Raw genomic sequence first — 19,433 nt, forward strand, 5'->3', positions numbered from 1 at the left:
GCGCGAAGCCTGGGGGGCGAGCAAAATACACGCATGGACGACATCGTCAAACAGGCGCTTGCCAAATGGCCCAACGTGCCGCATTGCTACGGCTGGCTCGGCCTCGACGCGCGCGGCAACTGGTACATGCGCGACGACCGCACCCAGGCCCAGGGTCCCTTCCGGCTGGCCAAGGGCTCGATGCTGCGGCACGAGAAGCTGATCGATTTCATCCAGCGCAACTACGAGCACGACGACGAAGGGCAGTGGTTCTTCCAGAACGGGCCGCAGCGCGTCTATGTCGAGCTGGAGGCCGCGCCGATGGTCTGGCGCGTGGCCAACGAGGCCGACGGCTTCACGGTCACGGCCCATACCGGCAAGGCGGTCGACGTCTCGGCTTGTTTGCTCGACGAGGACGGCCGGCTCTATCTGGCTGCGCCGATCGGGCTGGGGCTGGTCCATACGCAGGATGTCGGCATCGCGGCCGAAGCCATCGAGCAGGGCCTGTGGACGCCCGAGGCGGTGCAGGCCGGCGAACTGCCGAAGCGCTTCGGCCATGTCCTGAGCCCGGCAGAGCGTCATGTCGATGCTGGTCCGGCGCTACCAAAACAATAGCGCACTGCATCGACCGCCCACAAAAAAAGCCGGCGCTGGGCCGGCTTTTTCTTTGGAGCGGGGCCGATTACTTGGCCGGCGCAGCCGCTGAAGCCGCAGGTGCCGCGCCCGAAGCTGCCTCTGCGGGCGCGGCCGCCGCCGGACGGTCCGGGATCGGGAACTTGGCACCGCCTGCATTGGCCATGTAGACCACCGCACGGCCCACTTCGAGGTCTTCGAAGTCGCCGCCGCCCTGGGCGGGCATGGCGCCCTTGCCCTTCAGCGCGTGCTCGAGCAGCGTGGCGTAGCCCTGGCCGAGGCGGGGGCCCCAGGCTGCAGCGTCGTTCAGGTGAGGTGCACCGGGAATGCCCGGGGCGCCGTGGCAGGCGACGCACTGGGCCTTGAACACGGCTTCACCGGCGGCGAGGGCACGGTTGGCGTCGCGGATCTCGATGGTGCCGACCTTCTTGAGGCGCTCGGCCACTTCACGGTCGCGTGCTTCCTTCGACACGCCGTAGAGCGCCATGCTCTCGCCCTCGGCGGTGCCGGCGGGCTTGGTGCCCGAGACCACGTAGGAGACAAGGCCCACGATGATCAGGATGGGGGCAATGAAGGAGAAAAATACCGCGAGCAGCAGTTGCTTCGGGTTCTTGATGGGGCCGATATGGGCTTCTTCTGTGGCCTGGTAGTGCGGGTCTGCGCTCATGGCGTCCTCAATAACGGGGGCTCGTCGGGGGGCTTTTTCTAGATCAACCGACGATTATAGAGAGGCCCCTCGCCCCGGCGGGCGATTGGCCTGTCGATATCGGGCGCCGGAGCGCCTCAGCCCTTGTCGCGTGTGGCCCAGCCGCCACCGAGGGTCTTGTACAGCGTGACCTGGTTCTGCAGCTGCAGCAGCCGCGCATTGACCGCCAGCTGCTGCGCCGTGAACAGCGAACGCTGCGCGTCGAGCAGGTCGAGCGCGCTCGCAATGCCGTTGCGGTAACGCAGGTCGGAGAGCTTGAAGCGCACCGCTTCCGCGGTGGCCTGCGCGCGCTGCGCACGCACCTCTTCGCCCAGCGTGGCGCGGCCCGCCAGTGCATCCGCCACTTCGCGGAACGCGGTCTGGATCGACTTCTCGTACTGCGCGACCGCGATTTCGCGCCCGGCCTTCGACGATTGCAGCGTGGCCCAGTTGCGGCCGGCATCGAAGATCGGCAGCGTGACCGTCGGCGCGAAGGACCAGGCCTTGGAGCCGCGGTCGAACAGGCCCGAGAACTCGCTGCTCGCGGTGCCGATCGAGCTGGTCAGCGACACGCGCGGGAAGAAGTTCGCACGCGCCGCGCCGATGTTGGCGTTGGCGGCGATCAACTGCTGCTCGGCCGCGCGGATGTCGGGCCGCTCGATCAGCATGTCGGAGGGCAGGCCCGCCGGCAAGTCGGGCATCGGCTGGATGCCTTCCAGTCCCTTGGCGCCGCCCGCGAGGGCATTCGCCGGCACCGGTGCGCCCAGCAGCAGGGCAAGCGCGTTCTCGTCCTGCAGTCGTGCGCGCTGCTGTTGCGCATAGGTGGCGCGGGCGCTTTCCGCGGCCGTGTTGGCGGCCTGGAAGTCGATTTCGGACGACACGCCGTTGTCGAAGCGCAGCTTGGCCAGGCGCACCGACTCTTCGCGCGTGACCATCGTCTGGCGCGTGATCTCGAGCAGTTCATCGTCCGCCATGAGCGTGAGCCAGCCCGTGGCGACCGACGCGATCAGGCTGATCTGCGCGGCCTTGCGCGCTTCCTCGGTGGCGAGGTACTGCGCGAGCGCCTGGTCCTTCAGCGCGCGGATGCGGCCGAAGAAGTCGAGCTCCCAGGCGCTGAAGCCGAAGTTGACGCTGTACTGCGACGACACGCTGCCCGCGCTGCTGTCGAACGCCTGGTAGGGGTTCGGGCTCGAGCGCGAGCCGCTGCCCGTGAGGCCGAGTGCAGGGAACAGGGCCGACCGTTCGATCTGGAACTGCGCGCGCGCCTGCTCGATGTTGAGCACCGACACGCGCAGGTCGCGGTTGTTCGTGAGCGCCGTCTGGATCAGGCCCGCGAGGCGCGGGTCGGTGAAGAAGTCCTGCCAGGGCAGGGCCGCGGCCGCCTGGCCGGCCGGTTGCGCCGGGTCACCCGGGAAGGTGGTCGGCACCGGCGCGGCGGGGCGCTCGTAGGTCGGAATCAGCGAGCAGCCGGCCAGCAGCATTGCCGCAGCCAGGGCTGTGGGAATCAATTTTTTAGTCATGTGCTTTCTCTTCCGTGATGCCGGCGGCTTCCGCATGCCGCTTGTCGACCTCGTGCTGGCGCGCACTGCCCTTGAACAGCGTGCGCACCACGACGAAGAACACCGGCACGAAGATCACGGCAAGCGCGGTACCGGTCACCATGCCGCCGAGCACGCCCGTGCCGATGGCGCGCTGGCTGGCCGAACCGGCGCCCGAGGCGATCACCAGCGGAACCACGCCCAGGCCGAAGGCCAGCGAGGTCATGATGATCGGGCGGAAACGCAGATGGGCTGCGGCCAGCGCCGCTTCGACGACGCCCTTGCCCTGCGCCTGCAGATCCTTCGCGAACTCGATGATCAGAATCGCGTTCTTCGCCGAAAGGCCGATGATGGTGATCAGCCCCACCTGGAAGTACACGTCGTTCGAATAGGCGCGCAGCATCGTGGCCAGCAGCACGCCCAGCACGCCGAGCGGCACCACCAGAATCACCGACAGCGGGATCGTCCAGCTTTCGTACAGCGCGGCCAGGCACAGGAACACCGCCAGGATCGCGAAGCCGTACAGGATGATGGCCTGCGAACCCGCGAGCTTTTCTTCACGCGACTGGCCGGTCCATTCGAAGCCGAAGCCTTGCGGCAACTGGCCGGCGAGCTTTTCCATCTCGGCCATGGCGGCACCCGTGCTGAAGCCCGCGGCGGCGGAGCCGCTGATGCGGATCGCGGGGTAGCCGTTGTAGCGCACCGTCTGCGTGGCGCCCGTGACCCACTTGGTGGTCGCGAAGGCCGACAGCGGCACCGGCTGGCCCTGCGTGTTGCTGGCGTTCAGCTTGAGCAGGTCGTCGGGCTGCATGCGTGCGGGCGCATCGGCCTGCACCACCACGCGCTGCAGGCGGCCGCGGTTCGGGAAGTCGTTGATGTAGCTCGAACCCAGGCCGGTCGACAGCGTTGCGTTGATCGCATCGAAGGTCACGCCCAGGGCACTGGCCTTGTCGCGGTCGATGTCGATCTGCAGCTGCGGCGCGTCTTCCAGGCCGTCGGGGCGAACCTGCGTCAGGATCTTGCTTTGCCCGGCCATGCCCAGCAGCTGGTTGCGTGCGTTGATCAGCGCCTCGTGGCCTGCGCCCGAGCGGTCCTGCAAGCGGAAGCTGAAGCCGCTGGCATTGCCCAGTTCGGGAATGGGCGGCGGGCTCAACGGGTAGATGAAGGCGTCGCGGATGCCCGAGAGCGCCCCGAAGGCACGTCCGGCCAGCGCGCTGGCCGAGTGGGCCGGGTCCTTGCGTTCTTCCCAGTCCTTGAGCGTCACGAAGGCGAGGCCCGCGTTCTGGCCCTGGCCCGAGAAGCTGAAGCCCATCACGCCCACCATGCTCTGCACTTCGGGCTGCTTGAGGATGAAGCCTTCGACCTGCTGCATGACCGACAGCGCACGCTCTTGCGTCGCGCCCGGCGGCAGCTGCACGTTGACGATGATGTTGCCCTGGTCTTCTTCCGGCAGGAAGGAGCTCGGCAGGCGCATGTAGGTGAACACCACCGCGCCGATGATCGCGACGTAGATGATCAGGTAGCGCGCGGCGCGGCGCAGGATGCGCGCGACGATGCCTTCGTAGCCCTTGGCCGTGCGCGTGAAACCGCGGTTGAACCAGCCGAAGAAGCCGGTCTTCTCATGGTGGTGGCCTGCTTCCACGGGCTTGAGCAGCGTGGCGCACAGCGCCGGCGTGAGCGACAGCGCCATGAAGGCCGAGAAGCCGATCGACGTCACCATCACCGCCGAGAACTGGCGGTAGATGTTGCCGGTCGAACCCGCGAAGAACGCGAGCGGCACGAACACCGAGATCAGCACCACCGTCACGCCGATGATGGCGCCGGAGATCTGCCTCATGGCCTTGCGCGTGGCTTCGAGCGGCGAGAGCCCCTCTTCGCTCATGATGCGTTCGACATTCTCGACCACCACGATGGCATCGTCCACCACGATACCGATCACCAGCACCATGCCGAACATGGTCAGCACGTTGATCGAGAAGCCGAGTGCCAGCAGCGACGCGAACGTGCCCAGCAGCGCGATGGGCACCACGATGGTCGGGATGATCGTGTAGCGCCAGTTCTGCAGGAACAGGAACATCACCACGAACACCAGCGCCACGGCTTCCAGCAGCGTCTTGACCACTTCGGTGATCGAGATCTGCACGAAGCGCGAGCTGTCGTACGGAATGTTCCACTTCACGCCCTGCGGGAAGAAGCGTTCGAGCTCGGTCATCTTGGCGCGGATCGCCTTGGCCGATTGCAGTGCGTTGCCGTTGGGCGTGGGCTGGACGCCGATACCGACCGCCGGCACGCCGTTCAGGCGGGCCGAGGTGGCATACGACTGGCCGCCGAGTTCGACGCGCGCCACGTCCTTCAGCCGCACGGTCGAGCCGTCGGTGTTGGCACGCAGCACGATGTTCTTGAACTGCTCGACGTTGGCGAGCTGGCCATTCACCACCACGGTGGCCGCGATGGCCTGGCCGGGAATGTTCGGCAGGTCGCCGATGGTGCCGGAGGACACCTGGGCGTTCTGCGCGCGGATCGCGTTGTTCACGTCCGTCGCCGACAGGTTGAAGCCCTGCAGCTTGGCCGGATCGATCCACACGCGCATGGCGTTTTCGGTGCCGAACAGCTGGGCCTGGCCCACGCCCACGACGCGCTGCAGTTCGGGCACGATGTTGCGCGAGGCGTAGTCGCCGAGCGCGACCGGGTCGAAGGCGGGGTTGTCCGAAGACAGCATCGCGAACAGCAGGAAGTTGTTGCGCGACTTGTCCACGCGCACGCCCTGCTGCGTCACGGCCGCCGGCAGGCGCGGCGTGGCGCGAGAGAGCCGGTTCTGCACGTCCACCTGCGCGAGGTCGGGGTTGGTGCCGGCCTCGAAGCTGATCGTGATGGAGCCGGTGCCGTCGGCCTGGGCCACCGATTCCATGTAGATCAGGCCCGGCGAGCCGTTCATCTCGCGCTCGATGACGGACAGCACGCTGTCCTCCAGCGTCTGGGCCGAGGCGCCGGGGTAGGCGGTGTTGATCACGATGGCCGGCGGTGCCACCGGCGGATACTGCGAGATCGGCAGCTGGGTGATTGCCACGCTGCCCATCACCAGGATGAACAGCGCGATCACCCACGCGAAGATCGGGCGGTCGATAAAGAATTTGGCCATGCGGGCGCGCTCCTGATTACTTCTTCTCGGCCGTGGCTGCCGCCGGGCCGTTGGCTGGCGCCGCGGCGGCGGAGGCCGCCGGTGCTGCCGGTTGCGCGGCGCCCGTGGGCGCAGCTGGTTGTGCTGCGCCCGCGGGCGCAGGTGCCTTCCACGGCACAGCCTTCACCGGCGTGCCGGGCGGCATCATCTGCAGCTTCTGGAAGCCGTCGACCATCACCTGTTCGCCGGTCTTCAGGCCGTCGAGCACCACCCACTGGTTGTCCTTGGCGGCGCTGATCTTCACGGTGCGCTTGCTGATCTTGCCGTCGGCGCTCACGACCGACACGGTGTCGCCCTGCTGGGTGCGCGTGACGGCCTGCTGCGGCAGCGTGATCGCGTTGCTGGCCTGGGCCTGCTCGAGCTTCACGCGCACATACAGGCCAGGCAGCAGTTCGCCCTTGGGGTTGGGCACTTCGGCGCGCAGCGTGACCTGGCCGGTGGTCGAATCCACCGTGAGGTCGGAGAACAGCAGCTTGCCGGGCAGGGCGTAGTCGGTGCCGTCTTCCAGCACGACGCCCACGCTCGCGGCCTCTTCGCCGCTGGCACGCTTGTACTGGCCGGCGGCCAGCGCGCGGCGCAGCTTCATCACGTCGGAGGCCGACTGCGTGAAGTTCACATACACCGGGTTGATCTGCTGCACCACGGCGAGCTCGGTGGCGTCGCCCTGGCCCACCAGCGCGCCTTCGGTCACGAGGGCGCGGCCGATGCGGCCCGCGATGGGCGAGGTCACGTCGGCATAGCCGAGGTTGATCTTGGCGGTCTGCACGGCGGCGCGGCCCGAGGCCACGTCGGCTTCGGCGGTCTTTTGCGAGGCCACGGCGTTCGCGTATTCCTGCTTGCTCACGGCATTGGCCTCGACCAGCGGCTTGTAGCGGTCGGCCAGCGCCTTGGCCTGCACGGCGTTGGCTTCGGCGCGGGCGAGCGTGGCCTGTGCGTTCTGCGAAGCGGCCACCAGCGGTGCCGGGTCGATGCGGAACAGCAACTGGCCGGCCTTCACATCGCTGCCTTCGCGGAACTCGCGCTTGAGCAGGATGCCCGAGGCACGGGCGCGTACCTGCGCGATGCGCGAGGCTTCGAGGCGGCCCGGCAACTCGGTCACGAGGCCGACGTCGGTCGGCGTGGCGACGACCACGCCCACTTCGGGGGCCGGACGGCCGCCGCCACCTCCTGCGCCGCCGGGGCCGGCGGGTGCATCGCCCTTGCCGCAGCCCGCAAGGACCAGCAGGACGACGGCGGCCACGGTCGCGAGACGCGGCGAAAAGGACGATTGACGCGAGACATGCAGGAGAGGCATGCGATTCCTTTGAAGCGAAGACGGGAGATGGCGCGTTCGCGGAGCGAACCGGAAGCCAGCACAAACAGCTGGGCCATCGGGGAAGCCCGCTAGTTTACATACATTCATGGATGTATAGTGACGGCATGCAATGGCCCCACGATACGGGAGGGGCGTTGCCTTTACAAATCAGGAGACTTGGTGGCACGTCGTACGAAGGAAGAAGCATTGGCCACGCGGCATCGGTTGCTCGATGCTGCAGAGCTTCTGTTTCAGGCGCAAGGCGTCTCGCAGACTTCGCTGCAGCAGATTGCGCAGCAGGCCGGCGCCACGCGTGGCGCCATCTATTGGCATTTCAAGGACAAGGCCGATCTCTTCAACGCGATGATGGAGCGCGTCATCCTGCCGCTGGAGGCCGCGCCGAAGAGCGCTGTCGCCGCCGGCGTCGACGATCCCCTGGCCGAGATCGAGGAAGGCATGGTGCACGCGCTGATCCTCATGACCACCGACCCGCAGGTGCGCCGCGTGTTCGACGTGGCCACCCACAAGGTCGAATACACGCACGACATGGCCTCGGTGCAGCAGCGCCACCTCGATGCGCGCAACGCCTGCGTGGCCGACTTCGAAAAGGCCCTGCGGCTGGCCGCGCGCCGCGCCCGCATCAGGCTGCCGGTGCCCGGCTACATGGCGGCGCAGGGCATGCATGCGCTGATCAGCGGCCTGATCCAGAACTGGCTGCTCGACCCCGAGGCCTTCGACCTGGTGCCGACCGGCAGGCGCACATTTCGCGTCTACCTTGCCGGTCTCGGCTTCGTGCGGCCGCCCGTCGGCGGCGTTGTTGCACACGAAGCCGAAGCGGCAGCTGCCTGATAGGCGATAATCCAAGGCTCCGGTACTTTCCGGAACCTATCCTCTCGCTGTATTTCAACGGATAGAATTCGGCCCTCCGAAGGCTGAGATCCAGGTTCGATTCCTGGCGGCGGGACCAATTGCAAAATCCGGAAGAGTCCAGGCTCTTCCGGATTTTTTTATTCCTCCTCTGAAAGCGGCACTGACCGGTCGCACGCCATTTCGATTTCACTTGCGACAGAGCGCAACGACCCATGAAACACGAACTTCGCTTCGACAGGGCCATCGAGCTCCTTCGACGGGGCCAGCATCAGGCCGTCGAGCAGTTGCGCAGCAATGGCGGCGACGAGGCGGCCCGGCAAGCGAAACGACAGCTCGACCTGGCCCTGCGATGCCTCGACCTGTGCGAGCGCTATCAGATCGACCCCAAGGCAAAGGTCACCACCGTTCCGTGGCCTGCGGAAGCGTTCGGAACCTTCGAAGTGTTCGACGTCGGCGAGGACGGATTGGCGGAAAGGCCGCTCATCGTGGATGGTCAACCACTTGAACTCGCGCCGGGCGAACTGATCATTCATCTGCGCCATGTGCTCAACCTGGAATCGACGCCCGGGTCGCCGCCTTCTGCTTGAGGTGGCGCACACAAGGCACAAGGCCGGGAGCTTCCCTGAGCTCCCGGCCTTTCTTTTTCCCTTTCCGCCGAAGCTGTCGCTTTGGCCCTGGGAATGATTCTCACGCGCATCTCTAGAATAGACCCCTTCTGAATAGTTTCGACTGCCGTGCTTTCCGGTGCACGCGCATGCGCCATGCACAAGTTTCTTCTGGCAACGCCACTCGCGCTCGCGGGGACCTTCTCTCACGTCTCCCACGCCCAAACGACCGATTCCGCCCCCGAGGCGCGTGGACAACTCGGCACCATCACGGTGGAATCGAGCGCGACCAGCGGGTTCGTCGCCCGTACCGTGGAGGCCGGCACGTTCAGGGGCGCCAACATCCTGGAGGTTCCCGCGACGGTCAACACCGTCACGCGCGACGTGTTCGAGCTCCAGGGCGCGGCGAGCATCTACGAGGTGCTGCGCAACACGGCCGGTGTGACACGCCAGCAGAACGGCGGCGACACCTTCGACCAGCTCGTGATCCGCGGCATCGCGGTCGAGAACCGCACGAACTACCGGCTCAACGGCTCACTCGCGATTCCCAACGTCTCCGAAATCCCGATGGAGAACAAGGAGCGCGTCGAGGTGCTGAAGGGCGCATCGGCGCTCTACTACGGCTTCACCACGCCCGCGGGCATCGTCAATCTGGTGACCAAGCGCGCCGGCAGCACGCCGGTGAGCACCGTCGGCCTCGGCTTCGACGACAAGGGGTCGTTGCAGGCGAGCGCCGACATCGGCCGCCAGTTCGGCGACCAGCAGCAGTACGGCCTGCGGATCAACGCGGCCGGTGGCCGCATCGGCTCCAACATCGAGGGAGTGGACGGCAACCGCAGGTTCGTCTCGGCCGCCTTCGACTGGCGCATCAACAGCCGCCTCACCCTCAAGGCCGACGTCGAGAACTACCGCAAGCGCATCACCGAGCAGGCGGGCATCGCGAGGCTGGCGGCCGTCAACGGCGTGATCGCCTTGCCCGCCGTGCCCGACCCGGACAAGCTGCTGGGCCCGCCGTGGGCGGTGTTCGACGCCGAAGTCACTAACACGCAGTTGCGTGCCGACTATTCGATCAGCGACAACTGGGCGCTGACAGTGGAAGCCGGCCACTCCGAAGCCGAGCGCGACCGCAGGCTCGCGAGCTTCAGCAACTACAACGTGCTGACCGGTGCAGGCCGCATCACCGGCAACGACCAGCGCCTGAAGCAGACGTCCGACCTGTTCCGCACCGAGCTGTTCGGCACCTTCTCGACCGGCAGCGTGCAGCATGAACTCACGCTCGGCGCCGCGCAGAGCAAGAAGACACAGGACCCGATCTTCCAGCGCAACTACGGCGGCGCGAGCACCGTGCAGAACCTGTACAACCCGGTTGCCATCGGCTACCTGCCGCTGACCGCGCTCCCCACCCGGCCCACCACGGGGGCGCAGGACAGCGAAGAGCTGGGTCTCTACGCACTCGACCGCATCACCTTCTCGCCGCAATGGCAACTGGTGGCCGGTGCGCGCCATACGCACTACCAGAGCACGCAGGGGGCCAGCGCCACGATCCCGGCGATTGCCTTCGACGTGCGCAAGACCACGCCGCTCGCTGCGCTCAGCTACAAGTTCACGCCTGACCTGGTGGGCTACGTGTCGTATGCGCAGGGCGTCGAGGAAGGCGAGATCGCACCCGCCGGCACCGCCAACCAGAATGCCCACATGCCGCCTGGCGTGAGCAAGCAGAAAGAGATCGGCCTGCGCTGGCTCACCGGCGGCGGAATGCTGCTGTCCGGCGCGCTGTTCGACATCGAACGCCCGGGCGCCTACACCAACAGCGCCAACACCTTCGTGGCCGACGGACGGCAGCGCTACCGCGGCCTGGAGATCTCGGCGCAGGGCCGCCTGACCCGCGCACTCGCGTGGCAGCTCTCGGCCCAGTCGCTCGATGCCGAGTTCCGCGGCATCAACGCCCAGTACAACGGGAAAATGCCCGAGAACACCGCCAGGCAAACGGCCAGCGCTTTTCTCTCGTACGACATTGCGGCGGTTCCCGGCCTGTCGGTCAACGCCGGGGCGTACTACACGGGACGGCGTCCGGTGGACGACCTGAACCAGGCATTCATCGGCGGAAACACCATCTTCGGCCTGGGTGCGCGCTATGTCACGCAGCTCTTCGGCAAGCGCACGCTGTGGCAGGTCAACGTCGACAACGTCGGCGACAAGCGCTACTGGGCGGCGGCCGGCACGCGGCTGGCCGTCGGCGCGCCGCGCTCGATCAAGGCGACCCTCAAGGTGGACCTCTGAAATGGCTACTGCTCTCCTGAGGCGCGTCTGGTTCCAGATCCACTGGTTCATCGGCATCACGGCCGGGTCCGTGCTCGTGTTGATCGGGTTGACCGGCGCAGTGCTTTCCTTTCGCGCCGAAATCGTCGACGCGATCAATCCCGAGCTGCGCCATGCGCCCAATCCGGCTGGCGCGGCGGCGCTGCTGCCCGCGGCCCTGGCGGAGCACCTGCAGGCGGCGCATCCGACGCGCCGGATCGTCACGCTCACGGTGTTCGCCGAGCCCGGACGGCCGGCACGCGTCAACTTCGCCCCGCCGGAAGGCCAGCGTCGGGGCGAGGTGCGGCTGGTCGATCCCTGGACGGCCAGCCTGCTGCCGGAACCGAAGGGCGATGCCTTCTTCGAGTTCGTCGAGAACCTGCACCGCTGGCTGTTGCTGCCTCGGGACACGGGCAAGCCCGTCACCGGCACCCTGGCCGTGGGCCTGTTGATTCTGGCGTTGTCGGGGCTCTATCTGCGCTGGCCGCGCCGGCCGCTCGCCTGGCGGGCCTGGCTGAAACTGGACTTCGCACTCACCGGTCGCGCATTCCTCTGGAACCTGCACGCCGTGGCCGGCACCGTGGCGCTGCTGGCGTACCTGGCCTCCAGCCTGACGGGCATGTATTGGGGCTTCGATGCGTTGCGCACGCTGGTCGACGACGCAGCGGGCGAGGGGCGCGCGGTCCGCGCGCAACGCATGCAGGCCGGCAGCACGCCCGCCAAGGCGGCCGCAGCGCCCAGGCCCGACCTGCAGCGGGTGTGGCAATCCTTCCTGCAGGAAACCAACGGCGACTGGAGCCAGGCCACCCTGCGCCTGCCGGCACGCAACGCACCGCAGGTCGAAGCGACCTACCTGCGCGCCAACCCCGAGCACGAGCGGGCACGCAATCGCCTCTATCTCGATGCTGCCGCCGGTGAAGCCGCGCAGCACGAGCGCTACGCCGACAAGCCACTGGCAGGCCGGCTGGTCAACAGCATCTATCCGATGCACATGGGCACCTACTGGGGCATGCCGGGCCGCGTCGTGATGACGCTCAGCAGCCTGGGCCTGGCGCTGTTCGCGATCAGCGGATGGATGCTCTATCTCGGACGCCGGCGCACCAAGCGCGCCGTGCGCGACGAGCGCGAGCGACTGGGCCCGGCGCTGCAGGCGGCCGGACGCGGCATCGAGCCCGTGCTGCTCGCCTTTGCGACCCAGACCGGCCACGCGGAGCGCATTGCGCTGCAGACGGCGGCGGCCCTGCAATCGGCCGGCGTTGCGGTGGTGCTGCAGCCCCTGGTCCGCCTGAGCGTGGATGCGCTGCGGCACTACCGCAAGGTGCTGCTGGTGGCCAGCACCTCCGGCGACGGCGATCCGCCGGACAGCCTGCGCGCCTTTGCGCGCCAGTTCGCACGGCAAACCGGCTCCGGCCTGCAGCATGTGCGCTACGGATTGCTTGCATTGGGCGACAGGCACTACGCCAACTTCTGCGGCTTCGGCAGGACACTGGACCACGACCTGCGCGGCCATGGCGCGCAGGCGCTGTTCCCGATGATCGAGGTGAGCAATGGCGATGCCGGCGCCCTCGCGCACTGGCAACGGTCGCTGGCCGAAGCATTCGAAGTCCAGGTCGACACGTGGCAGATGCACAAGCCGGAGGCGGCTCCCTTCGCGTCGTGGCGCCTCCTGCGCCGAACCCTGCTCAACGCGGGCAGCCAGGGCGATCCTCTCTTCGAGATCGAGCTGGACCGCCCCGGCGCAGCCGCCTGGGTGCCGGGTGCACTCGTCGAACTGCGGCCGCGTCAGGCCAGCCATGCGGTCGAGCGGGTCCTGCGCCACGCCGGGCTCGACGGGCAAACGCTCGTGCGTTGCGATGGCCATGAGTGCACGCTCGAGGACGCCCTGGCTCGCAGCACACTTCCTATTGCGCCAGCACCCACGACTGCGCAGGCACTGGCTGACACACTGCGGCCGCTGGCGCCGCGACGCTACTCCGTGGCATCGATCGCGGCCGATGGCTGCGTGCAATTGCTGGTGCGCCAGGCCCGCCGTGACGACGGATTGGGTGTGGCGTCGGGCTGGTTGACTGCCTGGGCGCCGGCAGATGCCGCTGTCGAGTTGCGTCTGTTGCCCAATCCCGGCTTTGCGCTCGTCGACGATGAGGTGCCATGCATCTTCATCGGCAACGGTTCCGGCTTTGCGGGCCTGCGCGCGCATCTTCGCGAGCGCGTGCGGCGAGGACATGGGCGCAACTGGTTGGTGTACGGCGAGCGGCATGCCGCGCACGACGCCTTCTGCACCGCAGAAACCGCGCAATGGCAAGCGGCCGGCGCACTGGAGCGCGTCGACCTGGTGTTCTCCCGCGACCAGGCGCAACGCCGGTATGTGCAGGACCGGTTGCGCGAGGCGRCCGACGCGCTGCGGCAATGGGTCGCCGACCGTGCCGTGATCTATGTCTGCGGCAGCCTCGAAGGCATGGCCGCGGGCGTCGATTCGGCGTTGCGCGAGGTGCTGGGAGCGTCGGCCTTCGACGACCTGGTTGCCGGGGGCCGCTATCGGCGCGACGTCTATTGAATGCGGGGCAACCGCGGCACGACCGGTCACGAACTATCATTGCCCCTGCTTTCAAGCCGCCCTCGAGGCGGGGATGCCCCGGCATCGCGGAAGCTTTCGCATGCAGGGGCTTCCGGTTTTTTCTTTCTCCCCGCGACGATTCACCACGCGCTGGCGTCGCCAGCGCGCACATGCAAGATTTCCACCCATGACGGAGTTGACTGATCTGGACGAGGCCAGCCTGGCAGAACATGCCGCGCAGTGGCGCAGGCGCGCATTGCGCGGCGAGAGGCAGGCGCGTGGCATTGCGCATGCCCTCGAAACCGAGATGCGCCGCCGTTCCGGCGATACGGTCACCCAGAACATCGACCTCGACACCCGTCCGCAGGCGCTGCGCCAGGCGGAGCGTCCCTGGTGGAAATTCTGGTGAGCCTGTAGCTCGGTCTGCGAAGGGCCGGGTCGGTTGCGGGGTTCCACAGACCCTGACACCATGGCCGCATGCCTTACCAACTCCATTACTGGCCCACGATTCAGGGCCGCGGTGAATTCGTGCGGCTCGCGCTCGAGGCGGCGGGTGCCGACTACGTCGACGTGGCGCGGCTGCCCGAGTCGAAGGGCGGTGGCGAGTCTGCGCTGGGTCAGCGGCTCGGCGATCCCCACAACGCCCGCGCCGCCTTCGCGCCGCCTTTTCTGGTCGACGGCGACATCGTGGTGGGGCAGACGGCGGCGATCCTGCTGTACCTCGGGCCGCGGCTCGGGCTGTCGGGCGTCGGCGAGTCCGATGGTTTGTGGACGCACCAGCTGCAGCTCACCATTGCCGACGCGGTCGCCGAGGCCCACGACACGCACCATCCGATCTCGACCGGTGCCTACTACGAAGAACAGCGCGACGCGGCCGTGCAGCGCGCGCGGGCCTTCCGCGAAGAGCGGATCCCGAAGTTTCTGAACTGGTTCGAGCAGGTGCTGCAGCGCAACCCCGCAGGCGACCTGCACCTGGTCGGCGACATGCTGACCTATGCCGATCTCTCGCTGTTCCAGCTGGTGGACGGTTTGCACTACGCGTTTCCGAAGGCCACCGCGAGGGCGCTGGCCCGCACGCCGGCCGTCGAGAAGCTGCACGCCAACATCAAGCGTCGCCAGCGCGTGCGCGACTACCTGCAAAGCCCGCGCCGTATCGCGTTCAACGAGGATGGGATCTTCAGGCGGTATGCGGAGCTGGACGGCTAGTCGCCCGGCTCGTCGTTGCGGATGCGCAGTGCCGTTTCGTACAGCGCATTGCGCGGCGCGCCGCTGATCTCGGCGGCGAGCCGCACCGCGGTCTTCACGGGCAACTCGGCCAGCAGCAGGCGCAGCACGCGCTCGCCTTCGGCACCACCGTCGCCGCTCACCGCCACCGGATGCAGCACGAGCGCGAACTCCCCCCTGATGCGGTCGCGGTCGGCCCCGAACCAGTCGGGCAGGGCGCTGGCCGCCACGGTCGCGATGTCCTCGAACTGCTTGGTGAGTTCGCGGCCCACGGTGATGCGGCGTTCGCCCAGCACGGCGAGCGCGCGCGCGAGGCTTTCGATGCGGTGCGGCGCCTCCAGCAGCACCACGGCGCGCGGCTCCTGCGAGAGTGCCTGCACGGCGGTGTCGCGCTCGCCGGCCTTGCTCGGCAGGAAACCCGCGAAGACGAAGGCGCTGCTGGCATTGCCGTCGGCGCCATCGGCCACCAGGCCGGCGGCGCCGATCAGCGTGGTGACGCTGCTGGCGCCCGGCAGCGGCAGCACGCGCTGGCCCGCCGCGCGCACCGCCGCGACCAGCCGCGCGCCGGGGTCGCTCACGCCGGGCGTGCCGGCGTCGCTGACATAGGCGATGCGCTCGCCCTGCGCAAGCCGCGCGACCACGGCCTGTGCGGCCTCGGCCTCGTTGTGCTGGTGCACGGCCAGAAGCCGGGCGCCGGGGCGGTCGATGCCGTAGGCGCGCAGCAGGCTCTGGGTGTGGCGCGTGTCCTCGCAGGCGATCACGTCCACCAGCTGCAGCACATGCAGCGCGCGCAGCGTGATGTCGGCCAGGTTGCCGATCGGCGTCGCGACCACGTAGAGCGTGGCCTGCGGATAATGCTGCGCACCCGCGGCGTCGTGCGCGGCCGCAAGGGCGGCGCCGAAAGAAGCAGGTGCGAGTGAAGCCAAGAGGTTTCTCCGTGAGAGCGAACGACAACAAGAAGACGGCAGGGAGCCATGAAGACCACCACAACGAAGCATCGCGGCGATGCGGCGGAAGACGCTGCGCTCGAGCATCTGCAGGACGCCGGCCTCGTGCCGGTCGCGCGCAATTATCGAACGCCCGGCCGCGGCGGCGGCGAGATCGACCTGATCATGCGCGATCCGCGCGACGGCACGCTGGTGTTCGTCGAGGTCCGCCAGCGCAGCAGCGGCGCGCATGGCGGCGCGGGCGGCAGCGTCACCGGGCTGAAGCAGCGGCGCATCGTGTTCGCCGCGCGGCACTACCTGAGCCGGCTGCGCGCGGAGCCGCCGTGCCGTTTCGACGTGGTGCTGGTCGAGGAGAAAATCACCTGGCTCCCAGGCGCCTTTGACGCGGGCTGATCCGCTTGAAAGCTCCGAGGAGCAGCCCATCCCATGTCTGGGCACCCGCGGAACCGGCTTTGCCGGGCCACCGGGTGCGCCCCCTTGAGGGGGAGTCGAAGTGGCACGAAGTGCGCGGAGATTCGGGGGTGGGTCATTCCAACACGTCTTGTTTCACAACCCCCAGTTATCATCCCGCCACATGCTCGAGCAACGGATTCAGCAGCACTTCATCGACAGTGCCGACCTCAAATACCAGACCGGACCGGTCCTCAGCAAACCTATCTCCCAGGCGATGCAGGCCATCCTGGCCTGCGTGACCAGCGGCGGCAAGGTGCTGGCCTGCGGCGCCGGCGTCTCGGGATTGCTGGCCGCCCAGTTCGCGGCGCAGTTCGTCGGACGCTTCGAACGCGAGCGGCCCGAACTCGGCGCCATCGCACTGCCCGGCGACACCACCGATCCCAACGCCGACAGCGCCAATGCCATCGACGCCGACCGCTTCGCCCGCCAGGTGCGCGCGCTGGGCCAGGCCGGCGACGTGCTGCTCGCCTTGAGCGCCAGCGGGCAGTCTGCAGCCGTGCTGGCCGCCGTGCTGGCCGCGCACGAGCGCGACATGACGGTGGTAGCCCTGCTCGGCAACGCCGTGTCGGGTCCGCCCGCGGCGCCCGGTGGGGGAAGCAGCGGCACCGGCGGCGTCATCGGCCGCGCGCTGCGCGAAACCGACGTCCAGATCAGCGTACCGCACGAGCGTGCGGCGCGCATCCACGAAGTCCACCTGCTCGCACTGCATTGCCTGTGCGACGGCGTGGATGCCCAGCTACTCGGAGAACAGGAAGCTTCCTCATGACCATGACGACCATGACAATGACGTCGACCCGACGCCTCGCCTTTGCACTCACCCTGGGTGCTGCACTGGTCGCCGGTCTTTCCGCCTGTGTGCCGCTCGTGGTGGGCGGCGCCGCGGTGGTGGGCGTGGGCATGGTGGCGACCGATCGCCGCAGTTCGGGCGCCCAGCTCGACGACCAGGGCATCGAACTGCGTGCTGCTGCCCGCGTTCGCGACATCGCCAACGACCAGATGTACGTGAGCGTCACCAGCTACAACCGCCAGGTGCTGCTGACCGGCGCGGTGGGCAGCGACGCCGACCGCCGCCGCGTCGAGGACGAGGTGAGCCGCATCGTCAACGTGCGTTCGGTGGTGAACGAACTCACCATCGGTGCCTCCAGCACCTTCCAGGACCGCTCCAGCGATCTCTACATCACGGGCAAGGTCAAGGCCTCGCTGCTCGACGCCAAGGACATCTTCGCCAATTCCTTCAAGGTGGTGACCGAGCGCGGCGTGGTCTACCTGATGGGCATCGCCACGCGGCGCGAGACCGATCGTGCGACCGAAATCACGCGCGGCGTGACGGGGGTGGTGAAGGTTGTGCGCGTGGTCGAGGTCGTGAGCGAGGCCGATCTCGCGGCCAGCCAGGCGGCGAACCAGGCCGCGGCGCAGCGCGGAGGCACGGGCCCCGCGCCGGTGACTTCGGCGTCGCCGTCGTCGCCTTCTTCTTCCTCGTCGTCGTCGCGCGTGCCGCTGCCGCCGATGGAACCGCTGCCCGCGCCGGGCTCGGCGCCTGCGGCGACGACCTCGCCGATTCGCTGAACCCTGTCAGAAACACCGAGGAACCGGCTTTGCCGGGCCTCTGGTGTTGCCCCCGGTAGGGGGAAGGCGAAGCGACACGCAGTGCGCGCAGCCTGGGGGCGAGCCCAATTCAGCGAGCCTATTTCAAGCGGATGATCAGGCTGGAGGTGTCCCAGCGGTTGCCGCCGGCCTGCTGCACGTCGGCATAGAACTGGTCGACCAGCGCCGTCACGGGCACGCGCGCACCGTTGCGCTTGGCCTCGTCGAGCACCAGGCCCAGGTCCTTGCGCATCCAGTCGACCGCGAAGCCGTAGTCGAACTTGCCTTCGATCATGGTCTTGCCGCGGTTTTCCATCTGCCAGCTCTGGGCGGCGCCCTTGCTGATGACGCCGAGCACCGCATTCATGTCGAGGCCGGCGCGCTGGCCGAAGGCAATCGCCTCCGACAGGCCCTGCACCAGGCCCGCGATGGCGATCTGGTTCACCATCTTCGCGAGCTGGCCGGCCCCGCTCTCGCCCAGCAGCGTGACCGCGCGCGAGAACGCCATGGCCACGGGCTTGATGCGCTCGAACACGGCTGCATCGCCGCCGCACATCACCGTGAGTGCGCCGTTCTGCGCGCCGGCCTGGCCGCCGGACACCGGCGCGTCGATGAAGTGCAGGCCCAGCGCCACGGCCGCCTTCGACAGCTCGCGTGCCACGTCGRCCGAGGCGGTCGTGTGGTCGACGAGCACGGCGCCCTTCTTCATGCCGGCAAAGGCGCCGTCGTCGCCCAGCACCACGGCGCGCAGGTCGTCGTCGTTGCCGACGCAGCAGAACACGATGTCTGCACCGGCGGCTGCTTCGCGCGGGGTGGCGGCATGGCGGCCCGGCGGGCCGAATTCGGCGGCCCAGGCCGCGGCCTTGGCGGCCGTGCGGTTGTAGACCGTGACGCTGTGGCCGGCCTTGGCCAGGTGACCGGCCATCGGCCCGCCCATGACGCCGAGGCCGAGAAAGGCCACCGTCTGCGCGGGGATGGATTCGTAGGTTCGGGTGTTGATGCTGCTCATGGGGCCAGAGCTTAAAGCCATTCCGCGACAGATGCGACGGCCTAAACCTATACGTGAACGTACAGGTTTATGTAGAATCGACCTGTCATGACCGCTGCTGCAGCCTCCACCAAGACCATCACCGTGCGCGACGCCGCGGCGCGGCTCGGCGTGACGCCGCGCACGCTCAAGTACTACGAGGAGCTCGGCATCGTGGTGCCGGTGCGCAGCGAGGGCGGCTACCGGCTCTACGAGCCGGCCGACCTCGGCAAGCTGGCGCGCGTGCTGCGCATGCGCTCGCTGGGCTTCTCGCTCACAACCATCACCGCCATGCTGCAGCAGCCGATGGAGGCACCGGCCGATGGCGGGCGTCCGCGCCTGTCGAACGCTTCGTTGAAGACATTGCGCGAAACGCTCGGCGCGCAGCTCGCGACGCTCGATGCACGCGTGGCCCAGGTCCGCCGCGAACTCAAGGAGGCGGCCGTGCTGCAGGCGCAACTGCGGCGTGACCTCGACTACGTCGAGCGGCGTCTGGCCGGCGAGCCGGTGGAAGAGGCCCTCGAGCAACGCCGCCGGGAGCGGCCAGCGCCATGAGCGCCGCGC

General features: G+C 68.1%; 17 protein-coding genes and 1 tRNA gene. 12 read left to right on the forward strand and 6 right to left on the reverse strand.

The genetic code is table 11. From position 1 onward, the window contains the following. Window positions 1-33: 33 nt before the first annotated feature. Complete coding sequence (locus AC1DXX_RS08880) at window positions 34-594, forward strand: DUF2946 family protein (protein WP_478133806.1); 561 nt, start codon at window positions 34-36, stop codon at window positions 592-594. Between the two features lie 67 nt (window positions 595-661). Here the strand turns inward: AC1DXX_RS08880 and AC1DXX_RS08885 are convergent, their stop codons facing one another. From AC1DXX_RS08885 to AC1DXX_RS08900, 4 genes are all read right to left on the reverse strand, one after another. Next, window positions 662-1,279 carry a c-type cytochrome gene (locus tag AC1DXX_RS08885; RefSeq protein WP_478133807.1) on the reverse strand — a complete coding sequence of 206 codons (618 nt, stop codon included), beginning with the start codon at window positions 1,277-1,279 and terminating at the stop codon, window positions 662-664. A gap of 116 nt (window positions 1,280-1,395) precedes the next feature. Next, on the reverse strand, window positions 1,396-2,817 hold the full coding sequence (locus tag AC1DXX_RS08890; protein ID WP_478133808.1) for an efflux transporter outer membrane subunit: 1,422 nt from the start codon (window positions 2,815-2,817) through the stop codon (window positions 1,396-1,398). Next, window positions 2,810-5,974, reverse strand: a complete 3,165-nt coding sequence (locus AC1DXX_RS08895) for an efflux RND transporter permease subunit (protein ID WP_478133809.1) — start codon at window positions 5,972-5,974, stop codon at window positions 2,810-2,812. The genes AC1DXX_RS08890 and AC1DXX_RS08895 overlap by 8 nt, the downstream gene beginning before the upstream one ends. A gap of 16 nt (window positions 5,975-5,990) precedes the next feature. After that, window positions 5,991-7,307 carry an efflux RND transporter periplasmic adaptor subunit gene (locus tag AC1DXX_RS08900; protein WP_478133810.1) on the reverse strand — a complete coding sequence of 439 codons (1,317 nt, stop codon included), beginning with the start codon at window positions 7,305-7,307 and terminating at the stop codon, window positions 5,991-5,993. Window positions 7,308-7,484: 177 nt separating this feature from the next. Here AC1DXX_RS08900 and AC1DXX_RS08905 point away from each other — a divergent pair, with 177 nt between their 5' ends. The 7 genes from AC1DXX_RS08905 (at window position 7,485) to AC1DXX_RS08935 (ending at window position 14,840) form a co-directional block, all read left to right on the forward strand. After that, window positions 7,485-8,156 carry a TetR family transcriptional regulator gene (locus AC1DXX_RS08905; RefSeq protein ID WP_478133811.1) on the forward strand — a complete coding sequence of 224 codons (672 nt, stop codon included), beginning with the start codon at window positions 7,485-7,487 and terminating at the stop codon, window positions 8,154-8,156. A 43-nt stretch (window positions 8,157-8,199) separates the two neighbouring features. Next, window positions 8,200-8,274, forward strand: a tRNA-Arg gene (locus AC1DXX_RS08910). Between the two features lie 115 nt (window positions 8,275-8,389). Next, a complete protein-coding gene (locus tag AC1DXX_RS08915; RefSeq protein WP_478133812.1) occupies window positions 8,390-8,764 on the forward strand; it encodes a hypothetical protein in 375 nt (124 codons plus the stop codon). 174 nt (window positions 8,765-8,938) lie between these two features. Continuing rightward, complete coding sequence (locus AC1DXX_RS08920; RefSeq protein WP_478133813.1) at window positions 8,939-11,062, forward strand: TonB-dependent siderophore receptor; 2,124 nt, start codon at window positions 8,939-8,941, stop codon at window positions 11,060-11,062. Between the two features lies 1 nt (window position 11,063). Then, on the forward strand, window positions 11,064-13,634 hold the full coding sequence (locus AC1DXX_RS08925; RefSeq protein WP_478133814.1) for a PepSY domain-containing protein: 2,571 nt from the start codon (window positions 11,064-11,066) through the stop codon (window positions 13,632-13,634). A 187-nt stretch (window positions 13,635-13,821) separates the two neighbouring features. After that, on the forward strand, window positions 13,822-14,043 hold the full coding sequence (locus AC1DXX_RS08930) for a hypothetical protein (RefSeq protein WP_478133815.1): 222 nt from the start codon (window positions 13,822-13,824) through the stop codon (window positions 14,041-14,043). A gap of 68 nt (window positions 14,044-14,111) precedes the next feature. Further along, window positions 14,112-14,840 (forward strand): glutathione S-transferase, encoded by a 729-nt coding sequence (locus AC1DXX_RS08935; protein ID WP_478133816.1) that lies wholly within the window; start codon window positions 14,112-14,114, stop codon window positions 14,838-14,840. Here the strand turns inward: AC1DXX_RS08935 and rsmI are convergent. Then, window positions 14,837-15,784, reverse strand: coding sequence for a 16S rRNA (cytidine(1402)-2'-O)-methyltransferase (rsmI, locus tag AC1DXX_RS08940; protein ID WP_478133817.1), 948 nt, complete (start codon window positions 15,782-15,784; stop codon window positions 14,837-14,839). The two genes, AC1DXX_RS08935 and rsmI, sit on opposite strands and share 4 nt — an antisense overlap. Window positions 15,785-15,832: 48 nt before the next feature. Here rsmI and AC1DXX_RS08945 point away from each other — a divergent pair, with 48 nt between their 5' ends. The 3 genes from AC1DXX_RS08945 to AC1DXX_RS08955 all read left to right on the forward strand — a co-directional run bounded on the left by AC1DXX_RS08945 (window position 15,833) and on the right by AC1DXX_RS08955 (window position 17,824). Next, window positions 15,833-16,198: a YraN family protein gene (locus tag AC1DXX_RS08945; RefSeq protein ID WP_478133818.1), complete on the forward strand. Its 366-nt coding sequence runs from the start codon at window positions 15,833-15,835 to the stop codon at window positions 16,196-16,198. 181 nt (window positions 16,199-16,379) lie between these two features. After that, window positions 16,380-17,024 (forward strand): SIS domain-containing protein, encoded by a 645-nt coding sequence (locus AC1DXX_RS08950; RefSeq protein ID WP_478133819.1) that lies wholly within the window; start codon window positions 16,380-16,382, stop codon window positions 17,022-17,024. Further along, window positions 17,021-17,824 carry a BON domain-containing protein gene (locus tag AC1DXX_RS08955; RefSeq protein ID WP_478133820.1) on the forward strand — a complete coding sequence of 268 codons (804 nt, stop codon included), beginning with the start codon at window positions 17,021-17,023 and terminating at the stop codon, window positions 17,822-17,824. Before AC1DXX_RS08950 ends, AC1DXX_RS08955 begins: the two co-directional genes overlap by 4 nt. 118 nt (window positions 17,825-17,942) lie before the next feature. On the opposite strand, the gene AC1DXX_RS08960 is transcribed toward AC1DXX_RS08955, so the two are convergent. Beyond that, window positions 17,943-18,851 (reverse strand): NAD(P)-dependent oxidoreductase, encoded by a 909-nt coding sequence (locus AC1DXX_RS08960; RefSeq protein WP_478133821.1) that lies wholly within the window; start codon window positions 18,849-18,851, stop codon window positions 17,943-17,945. An 87-nt stretch (window positions 18,852-18,938) separates the two neighbouring features. On the opposite strand from AC1DXX_RS08960, the gene AC1DXX_RS08965 reads away from it, so the two are divergent. After that, window positions 18,939-19,424, forward strand: coding sequence for a MerR family transcriptional regulator (locus AC1DXX_RS08965; protein ID WP_478133822.1), 486 nt, complete (start codon window positions 18,939-18,941; stop codon window positions 19,422-19,424). Window positions 19,425-19,433: the final 9 nt, after the last annotated feature.

The organism is Variovorax sp. P4_B10 (assembly GCF_056402375.1).